This is a genomic window from Algoriphagus sp. (assembly GCF_029254265.1).
Taxonomy (GTDB): domain Bacteria; phylum Bacteroidota; class Bacteroidia; order Cytophagales; family Cyclobacteriaceae; genus Algoriphagus.
In genome coordinates this window covers 1-25,144 of the sequence record NZ_JAQWXX010000024.1, presented here as the reverse complement: position 1 = coordinate 25,144, position 25,144 = coordinate 1, and the positions used below count along the sequence as shown (strand labels likewise).

General features: G+C 39.0%; 26 protein-coding genes. 12 read left to right on the top strand and 14 right to left on the bottom strand.

What is annotated here, in order from left to right; genetic code table 11:
• Nucleotides 1–6 precede the first annotated feature (6 nt).
• Both P8O16_RS02535 and P8O16_RS02530 read left to right on the top strand, forming a co-directional pair.
• Nucleotides 7–693 carry a pseudouridine synthase gene (locus P8O16_RS02535; RefSeq protein WP_300310539.1) on the top strand — a complete coding sequence of 229 codons (687 nt, stop codon included), beginning with the start codon at nucleotides 7–9 and terminating at the stop codon, nucleotides 691–693.
• Between the two features lie 189 nt (nucleotides 694–882).
• Entirely contained in the window at nucleotides 883–2,355 is a 1,473-nt protein-coding gene (locus P8O16_RS02530) for a M28 family peptidase (RefSeq protein ID WP_300310537.1), read from the top strand.
• An 81-nt stretch (nucleotides 2,356–2,436) separates the two neighbouring features.
• Here P8O16_RS02530 and P8O16_RS02525 read toward each other — a convergent pair whose 3' ends face one another.
• The 4 genes from P8O16_RS02525 to P8O16_RS02510 all read right to left on the bottom strand — a co-directional run bounded on the left by P8O16_RS02525 (nucleotide 2,437) and on the right by P8O16_RS02510 (nucleotide 6,153).
• Nucleotides 2,437–3,723, bottom strand: a complete 1,287-nt coding sequence (locus P8O16_RS02525) for a nucleoside transporter C-terminal domain-containing protein (protein ID WP_300310536.1) — start codon at nucleotides 3,721–3,723, stop codon at nucleotides 2,437–2,439.
• Between the two features lie 85 nt (nucleotides 3,724–3,808).
• Nucleotides 3,809–4,405 (bottom strand): bifunctional nuclease family protein, encoded by a 597-nt coding sequence (locus tag P8O16_RS02520; RefSeq protein WP_300310534.1) that lies wholly within the window; start codon nucleotides 4,403–4,405, stop codon nucleotides 3,809–3,811.
• Between the two features lie 6 nt (nucleotides 4,406–4,411).
• Nucleotides 4,412–5,380 carry an electron transfer flavoprotein subunit alpha/FixB family protein gene (locus P8O16_RS02515; RefSeq protein WP_300310532.1) on the bottom strand — a complete coding sequence of 323 codons (969 nt, stop codon included), beginning with the start codon at nucleotides 5,378–5,380 and terminating at the stop codon, nucleotides 4,412–4,414.
• A gap of 35 nt (nucleotides 5,381–5,415) precedes the next feature.
• On the bottom strand, nucleotides 5,416–6,153 hold the full coding sequence (locus P8O16_RS02510) for an electron transfer flavoprotein subunit beta/FixA family protein (RefSeq protein ID WP_300310530.1): 738 nt from the start codon (nucleotides 6,151–6,153) through the stop codon (nucleotides 5,416–5,418).
• Nucleotides 6,154–6,227: 74 nt separating this feature from the next.
• On the opposite strand from P8O16_RS02510, the gene P8O16_RS02505 reads away from it, so the two are divergent.
• Together P8O16_RS02505 and P8O16_RS02500 are read left to right on the top strand one after the other, a co-directional pair.
• Nucleotides 6,228–6,563 carry a tetratricopeptide repeat protein gene (locus P8O16_RS02505; RefSeq protein ID WP_300310528.1) on the top strand — a complete coding sequence of 112 codons (336 nt, stop codon included), beginning with the start codon at nucleotides 6,228–6,230 and terminating at the stop codon, nucleotides 6,561–6,563.
• An 87-nt stretch (nucleotides 6,564–6,650) separates the two neighbouring features.
• The gene (locus tag P8O16_RS02500) at nucleotides 6,651–7,136 is read left to right on the top strand and encodes a hypothetical protein (RefSeq protein ID WP_300310526.1); all 486 of its coding nucleotides are present in this window, start codon (nucleotides 6,651–6,653) and stop codon (nucleotides 7,134–7,136) included.
• Here the strand turns inward: P8O16_RS02500 and P8O16_RS02495 are convergent.
• The 3 genes from P8O16_RS02495 to P8O16_RS02485 all read right to left on the bottom strand — a co-directional run bounded on the left by P8O16_RS02495 (nucleotide 7,124) and on the right by P8O16_RS02485 (nucleotide 10,495).
• The gene (locus P8O16_RS02495) at nucleotides 7,124–8,131 is read right to left on the bottom strand and encodes a zinc-binding dehydrogenase (RefSeq protein ID WP_300310524.1); all 1,008 of its coding nucleotides are present in this window, start codon (nucleotides 8,129–8,131) and stop codon (nucleotides 7,124–7,126) included. The genes P8O16_RS02500 and P8O16_RS02495 overlap by 13 nt on opposite strands.
• Before the next feature lie 6 nt (nucleotides 8,132–8,137).
• Nucleotides 8,138–9,715 carry a replicative DNA helicase gene (gene dnaB / locus P8O16_RS02490; protein WP_300310522.1) on the bottom strand — a complete coding sequence of 526 codons (1,578 nt, stop codon included), beginning with the start codon at nucleotides 9,713–9,715 and terminating at the stop codon, nucleotides 8,138–8,140.
• A gap of 96 nt (nucleotides 9,716–9,811) precedes the next feature.
• Entirely contained in the window at nucleotides 9,812–10,495 is a 684-nt protein-coding gene (locus tag P8O16_RS02485; protein WP_300310520.1) for a lycopene cyclase domain-containing protein, read from the bottom strand.
• 136 nt (nucleotides 10,496–10,631) lie between these two features.
• Between P8O16_RS02485 and murC the strand changes: the two genes are divergently transcribed.
• Together murC and P8O16_RS02475 are read left to right on the top strand one after the other, a co-directional pair.
• Nucleotides 10,632–11,987: a Mur ligase domain-containing protein gene (gene murC, locus P8O16_RS02480; RefSeq protein WP_300310518.1), complete on the top strand. Its 1,356-nt coding sequence runs from the start codon at nucleotides 10,632–10,634 to the stop codon at nucleotides 11,985–11,987.
• A 2-nt stretch (nucleotides 11,988–11,989) separates the two neighbouring features.
• Nucleotides 11,990–12,793, top strand: a complete 804-nt coding sequence (locus P8O16_RS02475; protein WP_300310517.1) for a 3'-5' exonuclease — start codon at nucleotides 11,990–11,992, stop codon at nucleotides 12,791–12,793.
• A 253-nt stretch (nucleotides 12,794–13,046) separates the two neighbouring features.
• Here P8O16_RS02475 and P8O16_RS02470 read toward each other — a convergent pair whose 3' ends face one another.
• The gene (locus tag P8O16_RS02470; protein WP_300310515.1) at nucleotides 13,047–13,841 is read right to left on the bottom strand and encodes a M48 family metallopeptidase; all 795 of its coding nucleotides are present in this window, start codon (nucleotides 13,839–13,841) and stop codon (nucleotides 13,047–13,049) included.
• Nucleotides 13,842–13,921: 80 nt separating this feature from the next.
• Here P8O16_RS02470 and P8O16_RS02465 point away from each other — a divergent pair, with 80 nt between their 5' ends.
• Nucleotides 13,922–14,428, top strand: a complete 507-nt coding sequence (locus tag P8O16_RS02465) for a DUF4442 domain-containing protein (protein ID WP_300310513.1) — start codon at nucleotides 13,922–13,924, stop codon at nucleotides 14,426–14,428.
• Here P8O16_RS02465 and P8O16_RS02460 read toward each other — a convergent pair.
• Both P8O16_RS02460 and P8O16_RS02455 read right to left on the bottom strand, forming a co-directional pair.
• Nucleotides 14,425–15,156, bottom strand: a complete 732-nt coding sequence (locus P8O16_RS02460) for a carboxypeptidase-like regulatory domain-containing protein (RefSeq protein ID WP_300310511.1) — start codon at nucleotides 15,154–15,156, stop codon at nucleotides 14,425–14,427. The two genes, P8O16_RS02465 and P8O16_RS02460, sit on opposite strands and share 4 nt — an antisense overlap.
• 79 nt (nucleotides 15,157–15,235) lie before the next feature.
• Nucleotides 15,236–15,895 carry a DUF6503 family protein gene (locus P8O16_RS02455; RefSeq protein WP_300310509.1) on the bottom strand — a complete coding sequence of 220 codons (660 nt, stop codon included), beginning with the start codon at nucleotides 15,893–15,895 and terminating at the stop codon, nucleotides 15,236–15,238.
• Nucleotides 15,896–15,931: 36 nt separating this feature from the next.
• Between P8O16_RS02455 and P8O16_RS02450 the strand changes: the two genes are divergently transcribed.
• Entirely contained in the window at nucleotides 15,932–16,819 is an 888-nt protein-coding gene (locus P8O16_RS02450; RefSeq protein WP_300310507.1) for a glutamate--tRNA ligase family protein, read from the top strand.
• A gap of 75 nt (nucleotides 16,820–16,894) precedes the next feature.
• Here P8O16_RS02450 and P8O16_RS02445 read toward each other — a convergent pair whose 3' ends face one another.
• The 4 genes from P8O16_RS02445 to P8O16_RS02430 all read right to left on the bottom strand — a co-directional run bounded on the left by P8O16_RS02445 (nucleotide 16,895) and on the right by P8O16_RS02430 (nucleotide 20,487).
• Entirely contained in the window at nucleotides 16,895–18,373 is a 1,479-nt protein-coding gene (locus tag P8O16_RS02445; RefSeq protein WP_300310505.1) for a carboxypeptidase, read from the bottom strand.
• Between the two features lie 75 nt (nucleotides 18,374–18,448).
• Nucleotides 18,449–19,165, bottom strand: a complete 717-nt coding sequence (locus P8O16_RS02440) for a potassium channel family protein (protein WP_300310502.1) — start codon at nucleotides 19,163–19,165, stop codon at nucleotides 18,449–18,451.
• A 9-nt stretch (nucleotides 19,166–19,174) separates the two neighbouring features.
• A complete protein-coding gene (locus P8O16_RS02435; protein ID WP_300310500.1) occupies nucleotides 19,175–19,969 on the bottom strand; it encodes a PhzF family phenazine biosynthesis protein in 795 nt (264 codons plus the stop codon).
• Between the two features lie 2 nt (nucleotides 19,970–19,971).
• The gene (locus P8O16_RS02430) at nucleotides 19,972–20,487 is read right to left on the bottom strand and encodes a DinB family protein (protein WP_300310498.1); all 516 of its coding nucleotides are present in this window, start codon (nucleotides 20,485–20,487) and stop codon (nucleotides 19,972–19,974) included.
• A gap of 68 nt (nucleotides 20,488–20,555) precedes the next feature.
• Here P8O16_RS02430 and P8O16_RS02425 point away from each other — a divergent pair, with 68 nt between their 5' ends.
• The 4 genes from P8O16_RS02425 to P8O16_RS02410 all read left to right on the top strand — a co-directional run bounded on the left by P8O16_RS02425 (nucleotide 20,556) and on the right by P8O16_RS02410 (nucleotide 25,012).
• Complete coding sequence (locus tag P8O16_RS02425) at nucleotides 20,556–21,902, top strand: M20/M25/M40 family metallo-hydrolase (RefSeq protein ID WP_300310496.1); 1,347 nt, start codon at nucleotides 20,556–20,558, stop codon at nucleotides 21,900–21,902.
• Nucleotides 21,903–22,098: 196 nt separating this feature from the next.
• Nucleotides 22,099–22,638: a ferritin gene (locus P8O16_RS02420; RefSeq protein ID WP_300310494.1), complete on the top strand. Its 540-nt coding sequence runs from the start codon at nucleotides 22,099–22,101 to the stop codon at nucleotides 22,636–22,638.
• Between the two features lie 121 nt (nucleotides 22,639–22,759).
• Complete coding sequence (locus tag P8O16_RS02415; RefSeq protein ID WP_300310492.1) at nucleotides 22,760–23,851, top strand: formylglycine-generating enzyme family protein; 1,092 nt, start codon at nucleotides 22,760–22,762, stop codon at nucleotides 23,849–23,851.
• Between the two features lie 63 nt (nucleotides 23,852–23,914).
• On the top strand, nucleotides 23,915–25,012 hold the full coding sequence (locus tag P8O16_RS02410) for a lipase family protein (protein WP_300310490.1): 1,098 nt from the start codon (nucleotides 23,915–23,917) through the stop codon (nucleotides 25,010–25,012).
• Nucleotides 25,013–25,144: the final 132 nt, after the last annotated feature.

Here is a 25,144-nt window from a genome sequence, read left to right as displayed (position 1 = left end):
GTTCCTGTGCTCGAAATTCTCTACGAAGACGAAAACCTTATCGCAATCAATAAGCCTTCAGGCTTGCTGGTCCATCGCACTTCCATAGCAGCTGATGAAACCGTCTTTGCTGTTCAATCACTTCGGGATCAAATCGGGCAGCGGGTTTCTCCGGTTCACAGATTGGATCGACCGACCAGCGGAGTTTTGCTTTTTTCAAAGCGAGAAGAAATTCTTCCGTTGCTGAAAGCTCAGTTTATGGATCGCACAGTGGAAAAAACCTATTTAGCAATAGTGAGAGGAATACCTGAAATCAAAGAAGCGTTGATCGATTACCCTCTGACTACGGAGCGATCCAATAAGAAACAGGAAGCAAGAACTTATTATAAAGTAATTGCGGAGACAGAAATACCTTTCAATACAACCGGTAGATATCCCACTAGTCGTTATTCGCTATTGGAATTAACACCAGAAACAGGCCGTACGCATCAAATCCGGAGACATCTGGCCCATTTGCGGCATTATATAATTGGGGACAAAAAGCATGGAGACAATAAGCAAAACCAGTTTTTTGAAACTCAATTTTTGATGGGAAACCTTCTTTTACATGCTAAGAGCCTCAAGCTAAAACTTCCTTCTAATAATGAATCTTTGTTAATTGAAGCTGATATCCCAAGCCATTTCCAAAAAACTTTAGTGGATTTAGAATTTTGAATGAGGCTTTATAAGGAAGATGAGTCCTTAAAGTATAAAAAAGTGACTTATGCTTATCAGGATTTTATTTACTTTAGAACTGAAATACCAACATCTTATGAAATCGAGCATGACTCAAAACGTCACACACTGGGATGTTTGAAATCTCTGCGACATTCCACATGGCAATCAATAAACAATTTTAATCATATGAAAAAACAAATTTTAACCGTAGCACTTGGTTGTGCTTTTGCTGTTACCACTTTTGCGCAGCAAAAAGACATTGAGAAAAAATTTGACCGGAAATCCGCAGTAAAAGATCTTACGTACCTGACCTCTGATGAATTGATGGGAAGAGATCCTATTCGCCCGGAAATCTCTTTAGCGTATAACTTTATTGCTGATCAACTCAAAGAATTCGGCGCAAAACCAGTACCAGGTGCAGATGGCTATTTTCAAAATATCCCATTTATGATGTCCGCCCCTCCAAAAAAGGGAGAAATTAAGTTGGGAGACTCAGTTTATATCCAAGGTAAAAACTTACTCGTGATCAATGGAGAAGCTATTTCTGGAAAATTCGAACTAGTGGATGTTGGATTTGGATTAGCGTCTGATTTGGAAGGAAAAGACCTGAAAGGAAAAATATTATTAACCAATGTCGGTGCACCGGATCGAATGACTCCTGCTGATTTATTTAGCCTAGGTTCTGAGAAAGCTATACTTGCAGAGGCTGCTGGCGCAATTGGAGTGATTGAGCGCTTCAATATACCTTCCATTCCTTGGCCATTGATCTCAAATTATTTGAATCGAACTCAGATGGTTATCGATAACAATGATTCCAGCAAAATGCCATATATGTGGATGGAGGATGTTAAGAATACAATCAAGAATCAATTAACTGAGGGAAAAGCAATGGCAGAACTGGCGATTGAAGGAAAAACCAATAAGGCGATTGAAGGAAAAAATGTATTGGCTTGGATTGAAGGAACTGATTCTGAGTTAAAAGATGAGTTTGTTTTACTTTCTGCACACTATGACCATGTGGGCGTAGGTAGAGCAGATGCTGAAGGTGACAGCATTTACAATGGTGCAAGAGACAATGCAGTGGGTACTGTAGCCGTGATGAACGCGGCTAAATATTTTGCTAAAAATCGTCCGAAACGCTCCATATTGATTGCACTTTGGACTGCTGAGGAAAAAGGGCTTTTGGGTTCTGCGTTTTTCGCTGAAAATCCATTAATTCCATTGGAAAAAATTATCTATAACCTAAACATTGATGGTGCAGGATACAATGATACTTCAGTAATTACAGTTATTGGATTAGGAAGAACTTCAGCCGATAATTTGGTCAGTGATGCTGTTTCTGCATTCGGTCTAAAAGCGATTGCTGATCCCGCTCCTGAGCAAGGGCTTTATGATCGGTCAGACAATGTAAGTTTCGCTAAAAAAGGAATTCCAGCTCCTACTTTCAGCCTTGGTTTTACTGCATTTGACGATGAAATCAACAAGTATTACCATAAAGCAGGTGATCATATCGGATCATTGGACTTGGATTATGTGACTCTATATTGGAAAGCTTATATTCTAGCTGCGCAAAATATTTCAAACAATCCTGAAAGACCATTTTGGACTGCCGGTGACAAATACGAAAGCGTAGGAAAAGAACTTTATGGTATTCAGTAAAAAGGATTAAATCCATTTCAATATAAAAAAACCTGAGTCTTCAGTAGACTCAGGTTTTTTTATGATCTATTGTTAGATTAATTATCCAAAAAGCATTCCTGCTATGGTCGCTGTCATTAGACAAGCCAGAGAAGCAGCAAGCAAAGAGCGAAGACCAAGCCTACTTAAGTTTCCTTGTTGATTTGGAGCGATAATGCTTATTCCTCCTAACTGAATAGCAATCGAACTGAAATTGGAAAACCCGCAAAGTGCATAGGTTGCAATCACAATTGATTTGGGGCTGAGTGTTCCCAGTTCTTTCATTTCGGATAAACTTAGGTAAGCCACAAATTCATTAATAACCGTCTTTTGCCCCAATAAACTTCCAATCTGTAGTGTATCAACCCATTCTACACCTATTACCCAGGCAAAAATTCGAAATACCTGACCAAATAAATACTCTAGAGAAAAGCCTTTAAACTGGCCTCCAGTGCTGTTTACGACAAACTCATTTAATCCTGTGACATCTCCCAAGATTCCCATCAAAAGGTAATTGACAGCTGCAATCACAGCGATGAAAGCCAAAAGCATTGCACCTACATTAAGTGCCAATTTCAAGCCTTCGGAAGCCCCTATAGACATTGCATCAATAAGATTCACTCCCATTGCTTCCTCATTTACTTCAAGTTTTTCCTTTACGCGTTCCTTTTCAGTCTCAGGAATAAACATCTTAGACATCACGATAGCAGCTGGAGCATTCATGATACTTGCGCCCAATAGATAAGCTGCAAATTTGCTTTGCTCCTCCAGACTATCACCACCTAGAAAGGCGACATATCCCGCAAGTACCCCCCCTGCGATCGTAGCCATTCCTCCCGTCATCAAACACATCAATTCCGACTTGCTCATGTTGGGAATGAATGGACGAACCAACAAAGGAGCCTCAGTTTGTCCCAAAAATATATTTCCAGCAGCAGAAAGACTTTCAGGGCCTGATAATCGCATGGTCCTCGCCATTACCCAAGCGATTCCAAATACAACTTTTTGAAGAATCCCTAAGTAATACAGACCTGCGGATACCGTAGAAAAGAAGATGATTGTAGGTAATACCTGGAAAGCGAAAATAAATCCAAATCCATCACCAGCCAGATCTCCAAAAATAAATGCTGCTCCATCTCTGGAAAAACTCAAAAACTTAACGAAAGCCTCACTTAGTAAACCAAATCCAGTTGCAACGATAGGAACCTTAGTGATCAAAAAGCCAAAAATCAGTTGAAGTAAGATTCCGATTCCTACCAGTCTCCAATCGATCCGCTTTTTATCACTTGAAAAAATAAAAGCCACCAAGACGATGACTGCCAAACCAAAAACACCTCTCAAATAATCCATTAAGTACTTTTTAAAATAGGAAGTCGTAAAAATAAGGAAGTCACGGTCAGAAAAAAAGCCTGAATTTCTTCAGGCTTTTTTTCTTTTAGTTTCTTTTATTTATTTCATCTCGAATGCGGGCCGCTCGCTCATAATCTTCATTATTGATTGCTTTTTCCAGCATCTGATTAAGCTTATCCAGACTGAAGTCCTTCAATGAGGGTTCTTTTTTCGTGACAAACTTTTGAGTTGGTTTTTTTGCAGAACTTTTTTCTTCTTTAGAATCAAATTCAAAATTATCTACCTCACCCTCAGACATTGCTTTTTCTGTGCAGTAAACAGGAGCTCCAAACCTAATCGCAATCGCAATCGCATCGGATGGTCTGGAATCTATCTCCGCTTCAATCAGATCGCTTTTACATTTGATCTTGGCATAATAGACCCCTTCTTTCATATCTGTGATGATAATTCTGTCGATTTCATAGTTAAACCCACTTGCAAAAGACTTGAAAAGATCATGAGTCATCGGTCGATTCGGGATGATTTTTTCTATTTCAAGTGCAATTGCTTGGGCTTCAAACATTCCAATCACTATCGGCAATCTACGAGAACCATTTACCTCTCCTAATATCAAAGTAAATGACCCCGATTGCGAATGGTTGGACGAAAGTCCCAAAATCTCCAGTTCTATAATTTTTTCCACAAAAATTTACAATTCAGCTTTAAGCGCTTCATTTAGTTTTGGTACTACTTCGAAAGCATCTCCAACAATCCCATAATCTGCGGCTTTGAAGAAAGGTGCCTCAGGATCCTTATTGATCACTACGATGCATTTTGAAGAGTTAACACCGGCAAGATGTTGAATCGCGCCTGAAATTCCTATAGCAATATATAAACTTGGTGCGACTTTCACTCCTGTTTGTCCCACATGTTCGTGATGTGGCCTCCATCCTATATCAGAGACAGGCTTAGAACAACCAGTTGCAGCACCAAGAATTTTAGCCATATCTTCAATCATTCCCCAGTTTTCAGGACCTTTCAGACCTCTTCCTCCAGAAACTACAATATCAGCCTCTGGAAGTAGCACTTCGCCGGTAGCACGCTCGGTTGAAGTAATCTTTGAAGCAAAGTCTGAATCAGAGAGATTAACTGCAAACGACTCTACAGTAGCTTTGGAATCATCCAATTTCAAATCGATTGCATTTTTCTTTATTGCTAGTATTTTATGATCAGTTGTCACATTTGTTTCAGCAAAAGCTTTTCCTGTGTAGATACTCCTTTTCACAAGATACTCACCATTTGTTTTAGGCAATTCTACTACATTAGAAACCAATCCAGCTTCCAATTTAATTGCCAATCGGGCAGCAACAGCATCTCCAAGAGAAGATTTCGCTAGAACCAAAGTTTTGGATTGTTCTTTTTGAAAGGCTTGGGCTACTGCTGAGGCGTGTGCCTGAATAACACCCGCATCCAATCTGGAATCTTCAGCATGCAATACCTTTGTTGCACCTGCTCCGCCGACTGCTGCTAATTCATCATTGGAAACAGTTCCAAGTGCCACAGCAACTACATCTCCTTCTCCTGTCTGTTGGCTTAATGCTTTGGCAAAAGCAACTGCTTCCAAACTTGTCTTTTTAACTTTTCCTTCGGAATGTTCTATGTATACTAATATTGACATAATATCTTAATTTATAATGGGTTGAAATAGGTTGACTAAAGTACTTTCGCTTCGTTTTTCAGAAGCCTTACCAGCTCCTCCACGTTATCTTTATCAACCAATTTTACTGATCCTTTTGCAGGGGGAAGTTGGTAGCTTGTAGCTTCAGCTTGAGTTTCATCAGACACCACGTCAACTACGTTCAGAGGCTTGGTTCGGGCTGACATAATCCCTCTCATATTCGGTATTTTCCATTCTGCAATCGGCTCTTGGCAACCAGCGATCAATGGCAATGAAGCTTCTAAAAGCTCTTTTCCACCTTCAATTTCTCTTGCCATTTTCACCATATTACCTTCCACTTCCAGCTTCATTACAGGCGAGAAGGATGGCATATTTAATAACTCACCAACCATTCCATGAACCATACCTCCATTGAAATCAATGGATTCTCTTCCCATCAAGATCAAATCATATCCACCTTCTTTGGCATAATGCGCAATTTGCTTTGCCACAAAAAATGAATCCTTTGGATTGGAATTTACACGGATCGCTTCATCAGCACCAATAGCCAGTGCTTTACGTAAAGTTGGTTCTGTTTCAGCTTCTCCGACATTAAGAACAGTAAGCTTTCCTCCAGTTTGATCTCTCAATTCCACCGCTCTTGCTAATGCATAGTCATCATATGGACCGATAATAAACTGAACTCCGGTATTATCAAACTTGGTATTGTCGGCAGTAAACTGAATCTTAGAGGTCGTATCTGGTACGTGGGTGATACAAACAAGAATCTTCATTGGTTTAGGATTATATTATTTTAGATTTATTTCACGTGAAATTAACAGTAAGGACTTAAAGATAAAAACTATTCATGGGCAATTTGGAACGAATCAAGCTTCTCGAACAATTCTCGGAAGAAGAACCTGAAAATCCTTTTAACTGGTATGCCTTAGCATTGGAATATCAAGATTCTGACCCTGAAAAGACAAGTAAGTTGTTTGATAAACTACTTTCATCTCATAATAGTTATTTGCCAACCTATTTCACCGCGGCACACTTTTTTGCTGAACGTGATGAATTGAAAAAGTCCGAAAAAGTTTTTAGGGATGGAATTGAGCTAGCAAGAAGTCAAGAAAATGAAAAAGCCTACCGTGAACTCCAAAATGCTTTTCAAAATTTTTGTTTCGAAAATGATTTAGAAGACTGATCAAAATCAGGCTCATAAATTACCAGTGTTAGCTTCTTTGTTCGTAAATTATTATTCTTTCCTTTCCCATTTAATCCTCCCAAAAAAATGATTACACAACAAAATATGCTTGATTATTTTCTTCCGATTTTTGAAGCTAAGGGGGCGAAATATCGTAAAAAAAGTCTGATACGAGCCAAAAAAGCAGTTCCTGGATTATTAGTAGTTACCAAGACAAGTGATGGAGAGGAAACTAGAAATACTGCTGAAGAAGGAGATTGGCTCGTAGAAAACCAGACTAGCTCAGAGGAAAAATACTTGATCAAACCGGAAATTTTTGAATCTAAATATGAAATGGTTCACTCATTAGGTGAAGGTTGGGCTTCTTACAAACCAAAAGGGATTATGAGAGGCTATGAATTTACAGCCGATGATTTGAAACACTTTGGAGGAAGCGATCGACTTGAATTTCAGGCACCATGGAAAGACACCATGTTGGTGAGGACGGGAGATTTCTTAATTATTCCTCCAGAAAACAAAGAAATTTATCGAGTAGCACGAAAGGAGTTTATGGAAACTTATCAGGAAGTCTGAGGAACCAGCACAATCTTTCCTAATTGCTTTCCATCTCGCATTCTGTTAAATGCCTCCACAGCCTTATCAAAAGTGAAAACGGAATCTACCAATGGCTTAATTTTATGGTTTTTAACCAAATCCAGCATTCCTTTGAAATCCTCATCAGACCCCATCGTCGTCCCAATAATTTTAATCTGATTCCAGAAAATTTTCCTGGCTTCTAGCTTGGATGGGTTTCCAAGGGTCGCTCCAAAAAAAACGATCTTTCCACCCGGCTTCACTACTTGCACAAGGTGATTCAAGGTATCTCCAGCTGCACTGTCAATAATTAAATCAAATCCTCCGACTGATTCCTGAGCCTGAGAAATCCAATTGTGATCTTGGTAGTTAAAACCTTTTATAGCTCCCAATTCTAAGGCTTTTTCAATTTTTGCAGGATTGCTGCTACTTACATAAAGTTTAGCACCAAGTGCTAAACCGAATTGTGCAGCAAATTGAGCTACTCCTCCACCAAACCCAGTAACCAATAACGTCTCGCCTTTCTGAAGTTGACCTTGGTAGGAAACGGCCCGATAAGCCGTCAGACCCGCCAAAGGCAAAGCAGCAGCTTCTTCCCAAGAAAGATGATTTGGCTTCGAATGAACACGGTCTACAGGCACTATAATCGATTCGGCTAAAGTACCGTGATTCGGCATTCCCAAGATCTCAAAATCCGAACCTTGGGCTTTTTGGTTTTGACCCCAATTCAAAGCTGGATTGATGATAACTTCTTTGCCCAAAAAATCAGGATTTACCCCCTCACCAAGTTCAGTGATAATTCCTGCTCCGTCAGAACCTAAGATAATTCCATCCTTCAAATTAGGATATAGACCTTGCCTACACCATTCATCTCGATGATTTAAAGCAGCTGCTTTTATTAAAATCCGAACTTCTCCAGGATTTAACATCCGTGTTTGGATCTCGGTATAATTAATTTTCTCTTCAGTAGATTGGTCTAGCGTTATGGCTTTCATGGATTTTTAGAAGGATGTTGGACGATCATTTCGATCTAAAAGATCATCGGAATCATCATTAGCTCGACTTTGAAGTTTGATTGTGTTGCCACTGTCAAATTCCGAAACACCACTGGACTGACTAGAGAATGAAGGCCTGTAAACTTCATTGGCAGTAGCAGGGTTTTGCATATTCCCAAAGTGATCCAAATCGGTGAATTTGGTGTATTTACCAATAAATCGAAGCTTCACGGTATCTAAAGAACCATTTCTATGCTTGGCGATGATCACTTCACCTACTCCTTGGGTAGAATTGTGATCCTCATCTTCAGTAATCCCATAGTATTCTGGGCGGTAAAGGAACATTACCATATCCGCATCTTGCTCGATAGCTCCTGATTCTCTCAAATCTGAAAGTTGTGGACGCTTATCTCCCCCTCTAGTTTCTACTGCTCTGGATAATTGGGACAGGGCAATAACAGGAACCGCTAATTCTTTAGCGATTTTCTTTAATGCTCTGGAAATACTCGCAATTTCCTGCTCTCGGTTTCCTCCTACTCCACCCTTGGAGTCTCCTGACATAAGCTGCAAATAATCAATTACGATCATTTGAATATCATGCTGAGCTTTAAGCTTTCTGCATTTTGCTCTCAATTCCAATATTGAAAGAGCAGGAGTATCATCTACGAAGAGCGGAGCTTTAGAGAGTTTTGCTGTTTTATGTACCAACTGAGCCCATTCGTGCTCTGCCAATGATCCCTTTTTGATTTTTTCAGAATCTAGTTCAGCTTCCGAACTGATTAATCGATTTACCAGCTGAATTGATGACATTTCCAGGGAGAAAATTGCCACTGGCTTATTGTGATCCACAGCGGCATTTCTCAACACTGAAAGAACGAATGCAGTCTTTCCCATCGCAGGTCTTGCGGCGATAATAACCAAGTCAGATTTTTGCCAACCGGAAGTCACACGATCCAATGCTGTAAAACCTGAAGGAACCCCTGTCAACCCATCTTTTTGAAGTTTTCTGGCTTCTAATTCTATAATTGCTTCGCGCATAATAGACTTCATATCGGAATAGTTCTTTCGAATATTCTTCTCAGAAATCTCAAAAAGACTCTGCTCCATTTTATCCAAGAGCTCAAAAACATCAGTAGTTTCCTCGTAAGCATCCCGCTGAATATCAGAAGAGATTCGAATCATTTCACGCTTAATAGATTGTTCTGTGATGATACGAGCGTGGTATTCAATATTGGCAGCTGAAGCTACTTTGGAAGTCAATTCAGTGACATAAAATGCTCCGCCAGCAACTTCCAAAGCACCATTTTTCCGAAGCTGGGAAGTGACAGTAAGCAAATCAATTGGCTGACTTTCAGTAAACAAATCCAAAATAGCTTGAAAAATCACTTGGTGTGAATCCTTGTAAAAGCTTTCTACCTTAAGGATATCAATCACATTGGTAAGCGCGTCTTTTTCAAGCATCAAAGCACCAAGAACAGCCTCTTCAAGATCAGTGGCTTGAGGTGGTACTTTACCTAACTGAGAAGGAGGATTAGAAAAATTGGGTTTTCGTGTGATTCTTGGGTTTGGATTCTTTTCGGTCATAAAACAAATGTATTCGCTTTAAATCAAGAGTTTTGAACAACTTTTACAAAAGTTATCAACATCAATCAAAGCAAAAATCAAGCCCATGAGCCTTAACTATTTATAATAAACACCATTTCTATAACCTCGAAACATACTGCAAAGCATTGCCCAAGTAAAGTGCCATAGCATCTCAGAAAATGGAATATTCATAATCTCTATCCCTAAAATGGGTTTTTTGAGCATTCCGTATTTATCCCAGAAATGCGGGAAGAATAAATTAAAATTGATGTAATAAATCAAAAATGAAATCCCTAAAGTGGCAAAAGCCGAAATAATTGATAATCCAATCAAATCTGGTCGCTGAATCCAAATGTAAACGGATAGAAGAAAAAACGTCAGGAAAGTCACATATCCGGAATGAATGCCTAAAAGCATGCTAAAGACCGTTAAGCTGCCGCAGCCGATAAGAAACAAGAAAAAGAAATCTCGGTTTTTGGCAGGCGTTTGTTTGCTGAAATTGATCTCTTTTTTTGTAAAAGAAGAATGAATATAACCTCCTACCCCAAACAAGGCAAAGCCAATAATATAATCCTCGATCCCAACTACTCCCTCACCAAAAAGTGTAGGTGGACGCCAATAATCTCTGAAATACCAAACTTCTGCTACTATCCCCATCAATCCCCCGACGGCTCCTACTTTTATCATACCACTTTTCCAAGGACTCTTGAAGTAAATAATACCCCAAGGAATCATATAAAGTAAGGCTAGTATGAGATAGGCAAATTTATCAGGGAGCATGTTGAATTATTAGGACCGCGAAAGTAATGAAATAGCTTGCTTCAAAAAATCTTTCTATTTAAAGAGCTTTCGATTCGAGTAGGCCATCTTTTATTTTTAAGTTTGGAAAATTAATAAAACTATACCAACCAAAAGAATGAACAAATATCATTTCATCGCGATTGGAGGGGCTGTGATGCATAATTTGGCTTTAGCCTTGGTAGAAAAAGGGTATCAAGTCACAGGTTCTGATGATGAAATCTATGAGCCATCACGAACTCGACTCGAAAAAGCAGGCATTCTTCCAAAAGAATATGGTTGGTTTCCCAATAAGATCACTCCAGATTTAGACGGCATCATTCTGGGAATGCATGCCCGATTGGAAAATCCAGAACTTCAAAAAGCACAGGAGTTGGGAATTCCTGTTTACTCTTTTCCTGAATTCATATTCAATCAAAGTCAGGATAAAAAAAGAGTAGTAATTGGAGGCTCACATGGAAAAACTTCCATTACCTCGATAATTCTTCATGTATTGAAAGATCAAAATGTAGATTTTGATTACTTGGTAGGTGCTCAAATCGAAGGTTTTGACCTGATGGTTAGACTTTCGGATGCGCCAATCATCATTATTGAAGGAGATGAATACTTGACCTCACCATTGGATCGAACCTCCAAATTTTTTCACTACAAGCATGATATTGCACTTGTCAGTGGGATCGCCTGGGATCATTTTAATGTTTTTCCGGATTTTGAAGGATACAAATCACTCTTTAGCCAGTTTATGGAAATGACTCCAGCAAACGGTGAGTTGATTTATTGTGAAGCCGATCCATTAGTAAAAACTGCCGCTGAGAATGCAGAGATTAAAGGAAAGAAAACTCCATACATCGCACATCCATCTTTGATTGAAGGAGGAAAAACCTTTCTAAAAACAGAAAATGGACTTGTACCAATTCAAATTTTCGGAGAGCATAATCTTCAAAATTTGCAGGGAGCTATGAATATCTGTAAGTCAATTGGGATTTTACCAGAAGCATTTTACAAGAGTATCCAAACATTCAAAGGTGCAGCAAAAAGGCAAGAGGTCATCCTAGACACTGGATCCAGTACTATTTATCGTGATTTTGCCCATGCTCCATCTAAGCTTCAGGCCACAGTCAAGGCAGTAAAAACTCAATTCCCGGATCGTCAATTGATCGCCGTGCAGGAATTACATACTTACTCGTCTTTGAATAAGGATTTTCTACCTAACTACGCACATACGATGAATCCTGCAGATATTGCAGTGGTTTATCTCAATCCTCATGCTGTTGCTTTAAAAAAACTTGAATTAATGGATCAGGAAACTCTCAGAGCCGGATTCAAGCGACCTGACCTAAAACTATTCACTGATAGCTCAGCATTAAAGGATTTTCTTTTATCGCTGGACTACTCCAATTCCAACCTACTCTTGATGAGTTCGGGAAACTACGACAATATGGATCTCGAAGTAATCAAAGCAAAATTCAACTAATCATGAAATTAAATTTAAGAAACTCCATTGCATTTTTTGACCTAGAGGCTACCGGGACAAATATTTCCACAGATCGAATCGTAGAGATTTCGATCGTTAAACTTCATCCTGACGGAGGGCAAGATATTTATACCAGACAGGTTAATCCTACAATACCCATTCCTTTGGAAGCATCCTTGATTCACGGTATTTATGATAAAGACATTAAAGACAAACCCACTTTTAAGGATTTGTCGAGAGAGATATTCACCTTTATCGGCCAATCAGACCTTTCCGGTTTTAATGTGCTGAAATATGATATCCCGCTTTTAGTAGAAGAGTTTTTGAGATCAGGAATTGAATTTGATCTCGATAAACGAAATCTATTGGATTCTCAAAAGATCTTCCATATGATGGAAAAGAGGAATTTGACGGCAGCATACAAATTCTATTGTGGAAAAGATCTCAAAAACGCCCATAGTGCCGAAGCAGATACACTTGCAACTTTAGATGTGTTCAAGGCTCAAGTCGAGCGATACCTCGGGGAGGAAATGGAGGATTTGCAAGGAAATAAACTAGGGGTTTTTGAAAATGATATGAAAAAGCTTCATGAGCTACTCAATGAAAAGATGGTTGATCTGGCTGGACGCTTTGTCTTCAATGACAAAGGCGAAGAGGTATTCAACTTTGGGAAGCAAAAAGGAAAAACCATCACCCAAGTTTTGAAAGAAGAACCGGGTTATTATGATTGGATGATGCGTGGCGATTTCCCGTTAGACACAAAGCGAAAACTTACTCAAGTGAAATTGAGAGGATTTAATCAGTGAAACTCACTTTCATCATTTCGATAAAAAAGCACCTCCTAATAGATTGGCTTGAAGGATTTTTGTTTTCATACAAAACTCTTACAATCAACAAGCACCACTTGATTTAATCAAATTCCCCTTGGTAATGTTGCTCACAATCATTCTCCGATATTTGAGCGCATTCCAAGGGGATTTGCAATTTGGTTCTCAACTCTTGACTCTATTTCTTGAATCTTGATTCTAGCTTCTTGATACTAGTATGTCTCTTTCTGTATTATTTCGCCGCTTCATAATATTGCATCGCCTTTGGCATCTGCTGATTCAATTTTTCAATTCTTGATTCTGGACCAGGGTGAGTGGAAAGAAACTCTGGGGGTGAACCTCCCCCAACTGCGGACATTCTTTCCCAAAATATAGGTGCTTGACGAGGATCATACCCGGCAACAGCCATAAAAATCAACCCCAATTCATCAGCTTCCAATTCATGCCTTCTTGAAAAGCTTAGCATTCCCAATTCACTTCCAATACCTATCGATTGGAGGAAAATGGCTTGAGTCAACGTAGGATTCTGACCAATTGCTGAGGAGAGCATGCTCATTCCAAAATTTGCCAACAGGCCATTAGACATTCGCTCTCTGGAATGTGAAGCAACCGCATGGGCAATTTCATGTCCCATCACGACTGCAATCCCAGTATCATCCTGGGTAATAGGCATAATACCCGTGTAGAATGCTACTTTCCCTCCTGGCATGCACCATGCATTGACTTGGTCACTTTGAATTAAATTAAATTGCCAATCAAATGAAGCGGCGATTTCAGGATATCCCTCCTGAACCAAAAATTTTTCTACTGCTGCTGCCATTCGCTTTCCAACTCGGACTACAGCTTGTCCTTGAGAGGTATTGGTGACAACTTTTTCTTCTTTCAACACTTGACTGTATTGTTCATTGACTAAGGGCATAATCTCAGCATCAGAAACAGCATCGAGTCTGGCTCTCCCTGTTAAAGGAACTTTAGAACAGGCATAGAGCACAAATCCTAATGCTATAAAAGTGATAATTTTTTTCATCGTGATTGATTTTATTAATGTAAGATTCAAATTAAGTACCAGAATATTTTTTTCTTTACTTTAAGGGTAAAATGAATTTTATGGAAGCTCAAAAAACGCAAATCTCTTTAAATAGCCAAGCGCTGGATTATCAAAAGAAAATGGTCAATCCCCTAGTATTTTGGTTTGCTATGCTTGCCAAACTTCCCTCGGCAGTTTTTTGGCGTTTTAAAATCAAAAGTCTATCCACAGAAAAATGTGAAGTAACCATACCCTATTTCTGGCGCTCACAAAACCCTTTTAAATCCATTTATTTCGCAGCTTTAGCTGGTGCGGCCGAGCTTAGCACGGGAGCACTTTGCCAATTGGCACTAGCAGGAAAAGGGAAATTTTCGATGTTGGTGGTTGGTTTTAGAGCTGAATACTTCAAAAAAGCAAACGAGAAGATCACCTTCACCTGCAACCAGGGAATCGAATTATTCGAACTCATCGATAGCATGGATGTCAATGGCACAGAACAATTAATGATGGTTTCAAGCGGTAAAAATCCGAAAGGAGAAGAAGTTGCCAGATTTTATGTAACCTGGTCTTTCAAGCGAAAAACTTAATAAATCCAGTCTTTTTCTCTGCTTATAAAAGAATTAAAGTGTGCATAAACTCGATCTTTTGGCCAATCCAAAAATTCATGATGCACATTTCCTTCATTGTATCGAATCACGATTTTATCCCACTGGGATCGATCTAACTGATATTTTATCATCAGATTTCTCCTAACTGAATCTGATTCAATAATTGCGTAATAGCCTTCCCTCCTTCTATCCCACTCCTTCTTTTTTTCATATTCCCGGGCTTGTTTAGCCTTTTTGGTGAAATAAGAAATCGCTCCATAGACTGCAAACCCACCATTTGGAGAGCCTGAAGGTCCGGCTGTTACTTGTCCTTTGGGAGATTTTTCTATTACTTCATTTGGATCGATGACCGTTAGTTTACCATCCTTGAATCGAAAAGCATAAGGTTCTGATTTCACCTCAAAAGTTGGAAGAAATCTTGCTCTATCCTGAATTTGAATTTGCAGGTAACGGTCTTCAGTAAGCGGGATTTTCTGATCCAAAAAGCCAGGAAAACTAACCAAAAGCGTATCACCGGGGATTGCTTTCAAATTAAAATAGCCTCGCTCGTTAGTAGAATCACTTGCTGAAGTGCCCAAAACCGTGAGATAGACACCTTCAAGGTATTTTTTATCATTGGAATCCAATACATTTCCCGAATAGGATAACTGCCCAAAAGCAAGACTGGCATGCAGTAAAAAGAAAAAGCCTAAAACCCATTTTTTCATCAAGGCGAAAATTATGGGCTTTATACTTTCAAAGAAAATTATATCAGTTAAAGAAACTTAATAGTCAGAATTGAGGGCACTATTCTTTGATTTCAATCAACTTGTCTGTACCTAAAAACTCTGGAGTCTCTGTTCTATACCATGTTCGATTAGCGGGGATTTTCAATCCTTTGAATTCCTTTACTCCCTCTAAATAGATTATCTCCCCTTTTTGATTAGGCTCATCTTGATAGAATTTATAGGCTTCCAATCGATAGGAATTTGGATCTATGTAGAAATACCAAATGTCTTTTTCATAGGGTACTCGTGCTACGAGGTAGCTTTTACCGTTCAATTCTTCCCTGTTTACCTCCTGATCGATTTGAGTTGCTGGGTCATTCAATTTCATCGGAAGACCCCAGAGGTAAGTGTAGTAATTACGCATACGGATCGCCTGCTCATTTTCAATTTCACCTTCAAAAACCTGAACTGAATCATTCCAAACGATATAATTCAAAGTAGGATTCCTGTAAACCATTTTGGAGAGATTATTCTCAAAACTGACAGAATATGATCTGGACTCTCTTGGAGCTGGTAAACTATCTGTAAACTCGAAAGTCGCTTTTAGCTTAGGCCATGATTGATTTGGATCGTGAAATTCGATTGATTTCTGAATCAATTCCGGTCCTGATAATTGATCAGATGGAGTCGAACAACTTGAAATAACTGCGGCAATAAATAAAAGGTAGATTTTATTCATGGTTCTTATTTTCCTGAATCTAACTATTTTCGAGAAATGAATTTTAATCTCACTCGCTTTGCTCCCACACCCAGCGGCTTTCTTCACTTAGGAAATCTGTATTCTTTTTTGGCAACCAAAGTATTAGCAGAAAAGCATAGTGCAAAAATTCTCTTACGAATTGATGATTTGGATCGGGAGCGCTATCGAGAAGAATATGTTCAGGATATTTTTGAAACCTTAGATTTCTTGGAGCTTGAATATGATTTGGGCCCCAGAAATTTGAATGAATTTGAAGGTAATTGGTCACAAACCCACCGTGCTTCTCTTTATCAAGACGCTCTTGAAGAAATACGAGAGAAAAAACTCGTATTCGCTTGTGACTGTTCCCGAAAAAAAATCCAAGAGATGGATTCAAGTGGCTATTACTTGGGACATTGCCAGGACCGGCGAATACCTTTAGATCGAAAAGAAGTTACTTGGAGATATAATGCATTGGAAACAGATTTTGTTTCACTTAAATCCTATCCAAATCAACTTGATAATTCATTGATTTTACCTTCGGATATTGCTTTCTTTCTACTTCGAAAGAAAGACCATCAACCTACCTACCAATTGACTTCTTTGATTGATGATCTTCATTTTGGAGTGGATCTGATTGTAAGAGGACAAGACCTTTACAGTTCTACCCTTGCACAACTTGCCCTTGCAGAAAAGCTTTCAAAAGCTGAGTTTTTAGATACTACATTTTATCATCATCAGCTACTAAAAGGCCCAAAAAAGAAAAAACTTTCAAAATCTGAAGGAGCAGCAGCGATCCAAACGCTAAGAAAATCCGGCAAAAAACCAGCGGACATTTATGCACTATTGGGGGAATACGTAGGCGAGCAGTCTATTGAGGACTACCCAACCTTCCGGAATTATTTCATGAACAGGATAAAATAATTAGAGCCAAGGATAATTTATATCCTTGGCTCTCAAATATCTAGTTTCTTGATTCTGATATCTTGCTCCTTAATTCTAATACTTAGCAGGCATTCCCGGAGCAACTTTTGAATTCTCAATAAACTGTCGGATATCCTCATTTGAAGTAGCCAAATCCTCAGCTCTCAAGTACATCATATGTCCGCTTCGATAGCCTTTAAAGAAAGTTCGATCTTTCATTTTTCCTGTAGGATCAATATGCTGAAGGCTATATTTCGCATTGAAAAAATCAGTACCTCCATCAAAATATCCAGACTGAACCATCAAATGTAAATATGGATTTTGACGCATAGCAGTTCCCAAGTCGTATCCAGTAGTTTCATTTGATCGATCCCAAGGAGAAACTGGACCGAATAAATTGTATGTTAATTCCGTCTGAAAATTCAAGACATTCTTTGCATAAATGTTGAAAGCTGGCGCAAAAGCATGATTCCAAGAAGTAAGTGCTGGATCAAAATCATATCGATCTCCTGCATCCATTCGATCGACTCCACGATATCGAGAGTCAAGTCGACCAACAGTCAATCCATCTTTTCGAAGCAATTCCTTCCAGAAGAAACTGGTCGGTACCATCAAATTATAAGATAAAATCGATTCTTTGCTGATTCCCGAATAGCGAGACATTTTCGCAGCAATTGCATCGCGATCAGAATCAGAAAGACTACCGCCTTTCACCATGGCAGGAAGTAATTCATTGACAGCAAAAGCTTCAGCCTCCGGCAAAATCTGATCTAAATCTTTGCTCTGAAGGTCTGATGGTAATTGCTTATGGTACCATGCTGTAGCAGTGTAATAAGGAAGATAGTTTGCCATTTTCACTGGACCATCACGGTCAATTCCCATATCGGTAGGAGAAACAAGAATTACTCCGTTGAAATACATCCAATGTGCATTTTGAAGCTGAGAAACCAAACCAGCTACCCTTGTAGTACCATAGCTTTCACCAATCAAATACTTTGGGGATGCCCAGCGATTTTGGCGAGTCACAAAAGTATTCACCCAATCTGCGAGATATTTGATATCAGGATTGATTCCGAAAAAAGTGGATCTAGGAACCTCAGGGTCCACGATTCTGGAATATCCGGTATTTACCGGATCAACATAAACAATATCCGCTACATCCAAGATGGAATGGGGATTGGATTTGGTTCCATAAGGCTGTACAGGATATCCTTCATCATCGATTTTCAAAACAACTGGTCCTGTATAAGCCAAATGCATCCAAATCGAAGCGGAACCTGGTCCACCGTTGAATGAAATAACCAAAGGACGCGTCGTCTTGTCACTTATATCTGTACGCTCATAAAAAGTATAAAAAAGAGAAGCAATTGGCTTTCCTGCTTCGTTCCACACCGGTTGAGTTCCGGCAGTGGCTTTGTATGGGACTTTTTTACCCTTGATTGTCGTCTCATGGGTAGTTTCTACTTTGGATTCAATCTCGATTTGTCTTTCAGTCTGGGCAAAAGCAATGCTTATGCTCAAAAACAATAGAAATGCAATATTTAGTTTTTTCATGGTTGTTTGGTTTATTCTTAAGTTGAAATCTACAAGTCATAGTAATAATCTAAACCTAGATTTACACTAATGGAGTTATGGAGTTTTTTGCCCATGCCCACTAGAGCCCACAAGTTTTGCTATGACCACTGCGGGGTATAGAATGCCAATAGTCGAAAGGAAGACAGAGAGCATTTTGGCCATGATTTGGACAGGATATAAATCCCCAAAACCCACAGTAGTAAGTGATACTAGACTAAAATAAATATAATAGGCATAATCCTCATCTATTCCAGCCAGATTTGGACCACCAGAAATACTGGATCCGGTCATCAAGTGAATAATCTCAAAAACAAATGCTCCAAGAATAGCCACAAGAAGATAGACATTTATTGCCCCTATTACTCGGTAAACATTTACTTCAAAATCGCGAAATAAAAGTCTAATATTCAGGAATATAAAAACAATCATATTCATAATTCCGACTATTCTTTCCGATAAATAAAATTCAAATTCCCAGTCTGAAAACCTAAGAATTCTAAGTGCAAGTTGAGCGAAAAAAAGTATTGATGTAATTAATATAAATGAATTGTTTTTAGAAGACCAAATACCTGTAAAAAACAGAAAGAGGAAAACTGTATTCACAAAAATTGAATGTACGTGGCCGTATTCAATTAGAATTGGAAGTACAAAAACCGTGAAAATCAAAAGCAATAAAAGCACTCCAAAGCTGGCATCTGTCAACCAATAGTTGGTAAAGTTGCGGAATGCATATCTTATTTTTTTTCGCTTATTTAAGAGTGGTTCTACCATTTTCTTTTTTTAAAATTCAAGGCTTCCAAAAAGCACTTTTACCGCATTTCCCTTGAGGATTACTCGATCATCATGTTTTTCCAAATGGAGTTCTCCTCCTCTTTTGCTCGCTTGGTAAGCTTTCAATTGGAACTTTCCGGTATGTCGACTCCAGTAGTCCATCAATGCACAATGAGCAAAACCCGTAACCGGATCTTCAGGAACTCCCACATTAGGTCCAAAAAACCTACTGTAAATATCAAAAGAATCTTTTCCTGTTGCTGTGACAATTATCCCTTCTTCACTATTTTTCGCAATCAAATCAAAGTCAGGCTTTAGATTTTCCACCTCATCGGCACTCTCCAACTCAAAAATCCAATTTTTTCGTAATTGAGCCGATCTGAAAATTCTCTTCCCCATAAATGACTCTTTAAAAAATGGATGGACTTCCTCGAAAGTAGGGATCAAAGGAAAATCCATTTCCAGCTGATCTTCGGTTTTCTTTACAATCAATTCACCACTGAGAGTCTCGAATCGAATGGAATGATCTGGTTGGGCCCAGCCGGATTCAAACATCCAAAATGCAGAAGCTAATGTGGCATGACCACAAAGATCAATTTCAAGAGTCGGCGTAAACCATCTTAAACCAAATACTCCGGGAGTTTCGGTACGTTCCACAAAGGCTGTCTCAGAGAGATTCATTTCCATAGCTATGGACTGCATTTCTGATTTAGAAAGAGGGTTTTCTAAAAGACAAACTGCAGCTGGGTTTCCAGAAAATGCTTTAGATGCAAAGGCATCAACAGTAGCAATTTTAATTTTCATGATTAATATCTTTCTTTTAAAATAGAAAAGTGATGCGCAAAATGCCCGGGAATTATCCAAAACAATGCTCTTGGTGAAATTGAGTTGCCACTTGCCAAACCCAAATTTGACAATGAGTCTTCGGGAAGTGTTTTAATTAATGACAGCAGAGCAAGTCGTTGATTTTTAAAATCTTCCAACAAATCCTGAAAGTGAACTTGATTAAATTCAGCATTTGCCACGTACTCATCCTGCTCAAATCCTGGTAAAGAAGACTTTTCCCCCCTTGCAAAGCAAAGCGCTCTAAAAGTCATAATTCTTTCGGTATCGATTATATGTCCCAATACTTCTTTAGGAGTCCATTTACCTTCTGCATAAGCTTTATTTGCCCATTCTTCACCCTTTGTTTCAAACAATGAAAAACAAGATTCAATTTGGGTCATCAGCTGTTTTTGATAGGGTTCAGTGGAATTCAATGCCAAATATCCTTTAAAATAATTTGCGTATTCACCTTCTCTGGGCTTTTGAATGTTATTCATGTAAAATTTGATTTAGCTCTTAACTATATGCCATAAATTTAAGCCAATCGAATAAATCAGACCCTACGATGTATAAAAAATTACTTACTCTTCTATTAGCGGTAGCATCGCCATCGCTTTTTGCGCAGACGATCACGCAACGAAATCCTGAGATCGCACAATTAGTTTCTGAAGTATCTTCAGATTCGCTTGAAAACTATGTAAGGACTTTGGCTTCATTCACCTCAAGACACACCTTGAATAGAGATGAAAAAAATGGAATGCCTGCTGCTCAACGATATGTCCTGAATAAATTCAATGAATTTGCGAAGCAATCCGGAGGAAGAATGACAGCGGAAATTGAGAATTTCACGATTCCAGCTGATGGACGTAGAATTACAGAAGATTCTCCTGCTGCAAATGTAATCGCTACTTTGAAAGGCACTAATCCCGCAGATGACCGGATTTTTGTGATATCGGGTCATATGGATTCCAGGAATAAAAATGTGATGGACGCTGATGGCATTGCTCCCGGAGCAAACGACGATGGAAGTGGTACAGCTGCTGTTATTGAATTAGCTCGAGTTTTAGCCAAAAAGGAATTTTCTGCTACGATTCTTTTCGTTACTTTTACAGGTGAGGAAGAAGGACTTAAAGGCGCCACCTATTTAGCAGACAAAGCCAAAGAAATGGGTTGGAATATCGCCGGAGTATTGAATAATGACATTATTGGAAACAGTAATTCATCTGAGACTTTGATAAGTGACAATCTCAAGATGCGGGTTTTCTCCGAGACGATCCCAGCTTTTGAAACAGAGCAAATGTCAAGACAAAGAGCCTACACCAACGCAGAAAATGACAGTAAATCACGACAACTAGCCAGATACATCAAGGAAGTTGGAGAGCGTTATGTAGATCAATTCGAGGTGAAATTAATCTATCGAAGCGATCGATTCTTGAGAGGTGGAGATCAAACTGCATTTGCCAGAAATGGTTTTACAGCAGTGAGAATGTCTGAAATGAATGAGAATTTTTACCACCAACACGAAAATGTTCGGGTAGAAAACGGAATTCAGTACGGAGACTTGCCGGAATTCATGGACTTTGAATATTTAAGAAAAGTGTCAGCAGTAAACTTGGCGTCTTTAAGTTCTTTGGCAAATTCTGCAGGAGTACCTGAAGAAGTACAGATTGACGTAAGAGGTTTAACAAACAAGTCTATTTTACTTTGGAAAGCACCTAAGATCGGAAAAGTAAAAGGTTACTATGTGTTAATGCGTGAGACCTCTTCTCCGATGTGGGAACGCAAGTTTTTTACTACCGAAGCTACTTTGACACTTCCTTATTCAAAAGACAATTATTTCTTTGCTGTTCAGTCTGTGGCGGAAGATGGAGAAGAAAGTATGGCAGTTTTCCCATCACCGCTTTCGAGATAGAATTTTAATTAAATCAATTCCAAATTGAATTAATTCAGCACAAGATGGAACCATAAGCTCTATATTTAGTTTAATTAATTCAAAATTGAAATAATATGAAATCGAGCATGTTGTAATCGATCCACAGAGGAACCCGATAGCTATCGGGATCACATGCGAGATTCCATATGACCCATAAAAATCAAATTATAAACAGATGAAAGAAATTGTAACGCTTCAGCGCTCTCTTTTAGAGGATACAGAAAGTCTACTCAACCAACAGGTAGAAATGGAGGGAAAATCTTCAGCCTACTATTTATCGATGGCCTCCTGGTGTCATATGATGGGCTATGAAAATGCATCTAAATATCTCTATACTCATGCTGATGAGGAGCGGATGCACATGATGAAAATATTCCACTACATCAATGAGGCTGGAGGACATGCAATTCAGCCGGAGATTACAGGAATCAGACATAATTTCAATTCCTTGAGAGAAATCTTTGAACTCATTTTGGAGCATGAAATCAAGGTGACCAAATCTATCAATAACATTGTAGATCATGCTTTTTCTGCAAAGGACTTTGCTACATTCAGCTTTATGCAGTGGTATGTAACTGAGCAGCGAGAAGAAGAGACTATGTCGAGGAGAGCTCTCGAATTATTCGAGATTATCGGTGAAGAGGGAATCGGTCTTTGGACTATTGATCAGGAACTTGGAAAACTTCATGCTGCGGCTGCAGCTGCAGAAGGTTAATTAAAGCGGTCTAGGCCGCTTTTTTTTTGCCAAAAATTCTTTTACTCCCATTCGTATCCAGAACCTCAAATTTCAAAAATTTGAAAGAATGACTTACTTTTAGAGAAACAAGTACCAAATCATGTCCAAATCAAATTCTATTCTTGCAGTTCTATTTCTAAGTTTAATGATCATCTCCTGCGACTCAAAGCAAAAGTCTGAGGTATTGAACGAGGAAAAGATGATTATAGCTTCTAAGGAAGAACCTGCTGAAAAAGAAGAAGGGATGATTTGGATTCCAGGAGGTGAATTTGTAATGGGAACCAATGAAATGGATGCGTATGCCGCAGAAAAACCTGCCGTGGATCTTACCGTCTCAGGATTTTGGATGGACGTTCATGAAGTGACTAACGCTGAATATGCGAAATTTGTGGAAGAAACAGGTTATGTGACGCTTGCGGAGGTAAAACCAGATTGGGAACTTTTAAAGCAGCAACTTCCTCCAGGAACACCAAAACCTGATGACTCGGTACTTATTGCGGGCTCTATGGTCTTTACTCCTCCCCCTTACGCCGTACCGACACAAGATATTTCGTTGTGGTGGAGTTGGGTAGCTGGTGCTAACTGGAGGCATCCTGAAGGTCCTGGAAGTTCGATTGAAGGAAGAGAAAATCATCCTGTCGTGCATATTTCCTATGATGATGCCAAAGCCTATGCGGAATGGGCTGGCAAACGCCTTCCAACTGAAATTGAATGGGAATTTGCAGCCCGAGGTGGAGCAAATGGAAAGCGATTCGCTTGGGGTGATGAACTGACTCCAAATGGACAATTCCTTGCAAATACATTTCAAGGTAATTTTCCAAATGAAAATTTGGGAATGGATGGCTTTGTAGGTACTTCCCCTGTGAAGTCCTTTGCTCCAAACAGCTTTGGACTTTATGATATGATTGGAAATGTCTGGGAATTGACTGATGACTGGTATGATGCATTGAAATATGCAAGACTCGCTGGTCAGGCTCCCAAGCTCGATGTAGGAATGAATCCATGCTATAACCCTGACAACCCTTATGCAAAAGAACGTGTCATCAAGGGAGGATCTTACCTTTGTGCTGACAATTATTGCGTGAATTACCGACCTTCTGCCCGCCAAGGTCAATCATTTGACAGCGGGACTTCTAATGTTGGTTTCCGGCTAGTGAAAGACGCTGGAAAAAAATCCATTAGTATGAAGTGATGAATAAAAAAACCAAATCAAGCGACATCTCTTACAAAATGTCGCTTTTTCTTTTGCCAAAAAATGAAAAAATACGGCTTCCTCTTTATCGTCTTAATATTCCTATTTACTACCACTTCAAAGGCCCAATTAAAAGAGGGATTTGAACCAAATGAATACGAAGAAATACTCGGAATATTCGCACACAGCATTACAGATTCCAGTTTTTCAAAAGGAATTCCTAAACCAAAAACTCTAATCAAGGAATCTGAATCTCCAACTGTAGGATTAGAAAACAAATGGTATCTCTGGGTTAATAAGACAGAAAAACTTGCAGTTTTTTCTATTCGTGGTACTATTCCTAATCCTACTTCCTGGCTTGCTAATTTTTATTCAGCAATGATACCCGCTCAGGGTAAGATGAAATTTCGAACAGATTACACATTTGAATATAACTTTTCAAAAGACCCAAAAGCTTATGTTCATGTGGGTTGGACGCTTTCTACAGGAGCTTTGGCTGAATCCCTTTTACCTAAAATGGAAGAGCTCACTCAAATGGGATATCGTGATTTTATTATCACAGGACATAGTCAAGGTGGCGCCATCACTTATTTAATGGCAGCTATGCTCATGGAATTGAATGATGCTGGAGCTTGGGGTGAAAAACTTCGAATTAAAGTATATGCATCTGCAGCACCTAAGCCAGGTAACTTGAATTTTGCATACGACTATGAAAACCGGACAATGGGTGGCTGGGCTTTCAATGTAGTAAATGCGGCGGATTGGGTCCCTGAAGTTCCTTTTTCTATTCAAACTGTAAATGATTTCTCTGAAACCAACCCATTTTCAGATGTTTCTGGATTTATTAAACAACAAAAATTTCCCAAAAACATTGTCTTCAAGAAAGTTTACAACAAGCTGGATAAACCAACAAAAAAATCACAGCAGAATTTTGAAAAATACCTAGGGGAAATGGCAGGAAAGCAGGTTTTAAAAACCATTCCTGAATTCCAAGCCCCTCAATTTGTTGAAAGTAATCATTACTCTCGAGCAGGAACTTTCATTGTACTACAACCTGATCAAGAATACAAAAAACGCTTTCCAGATCTCAAAGAAAAAATCTTCCAGCATCATATGCTGCAGCCTTATTATTACTTATTTAAGAAGCAGTTTTTTGAATAATAACATATAAAGATTTAGAGGTGTCCTTTTAATTGCATATATTTATAGCTTTTCAAACGCTCAAAATGGATATATTTAAAGGTCAAGGAGTCATAGAGTTCAGTAAAAGCTTCCAAACTGAACTTGACTGCA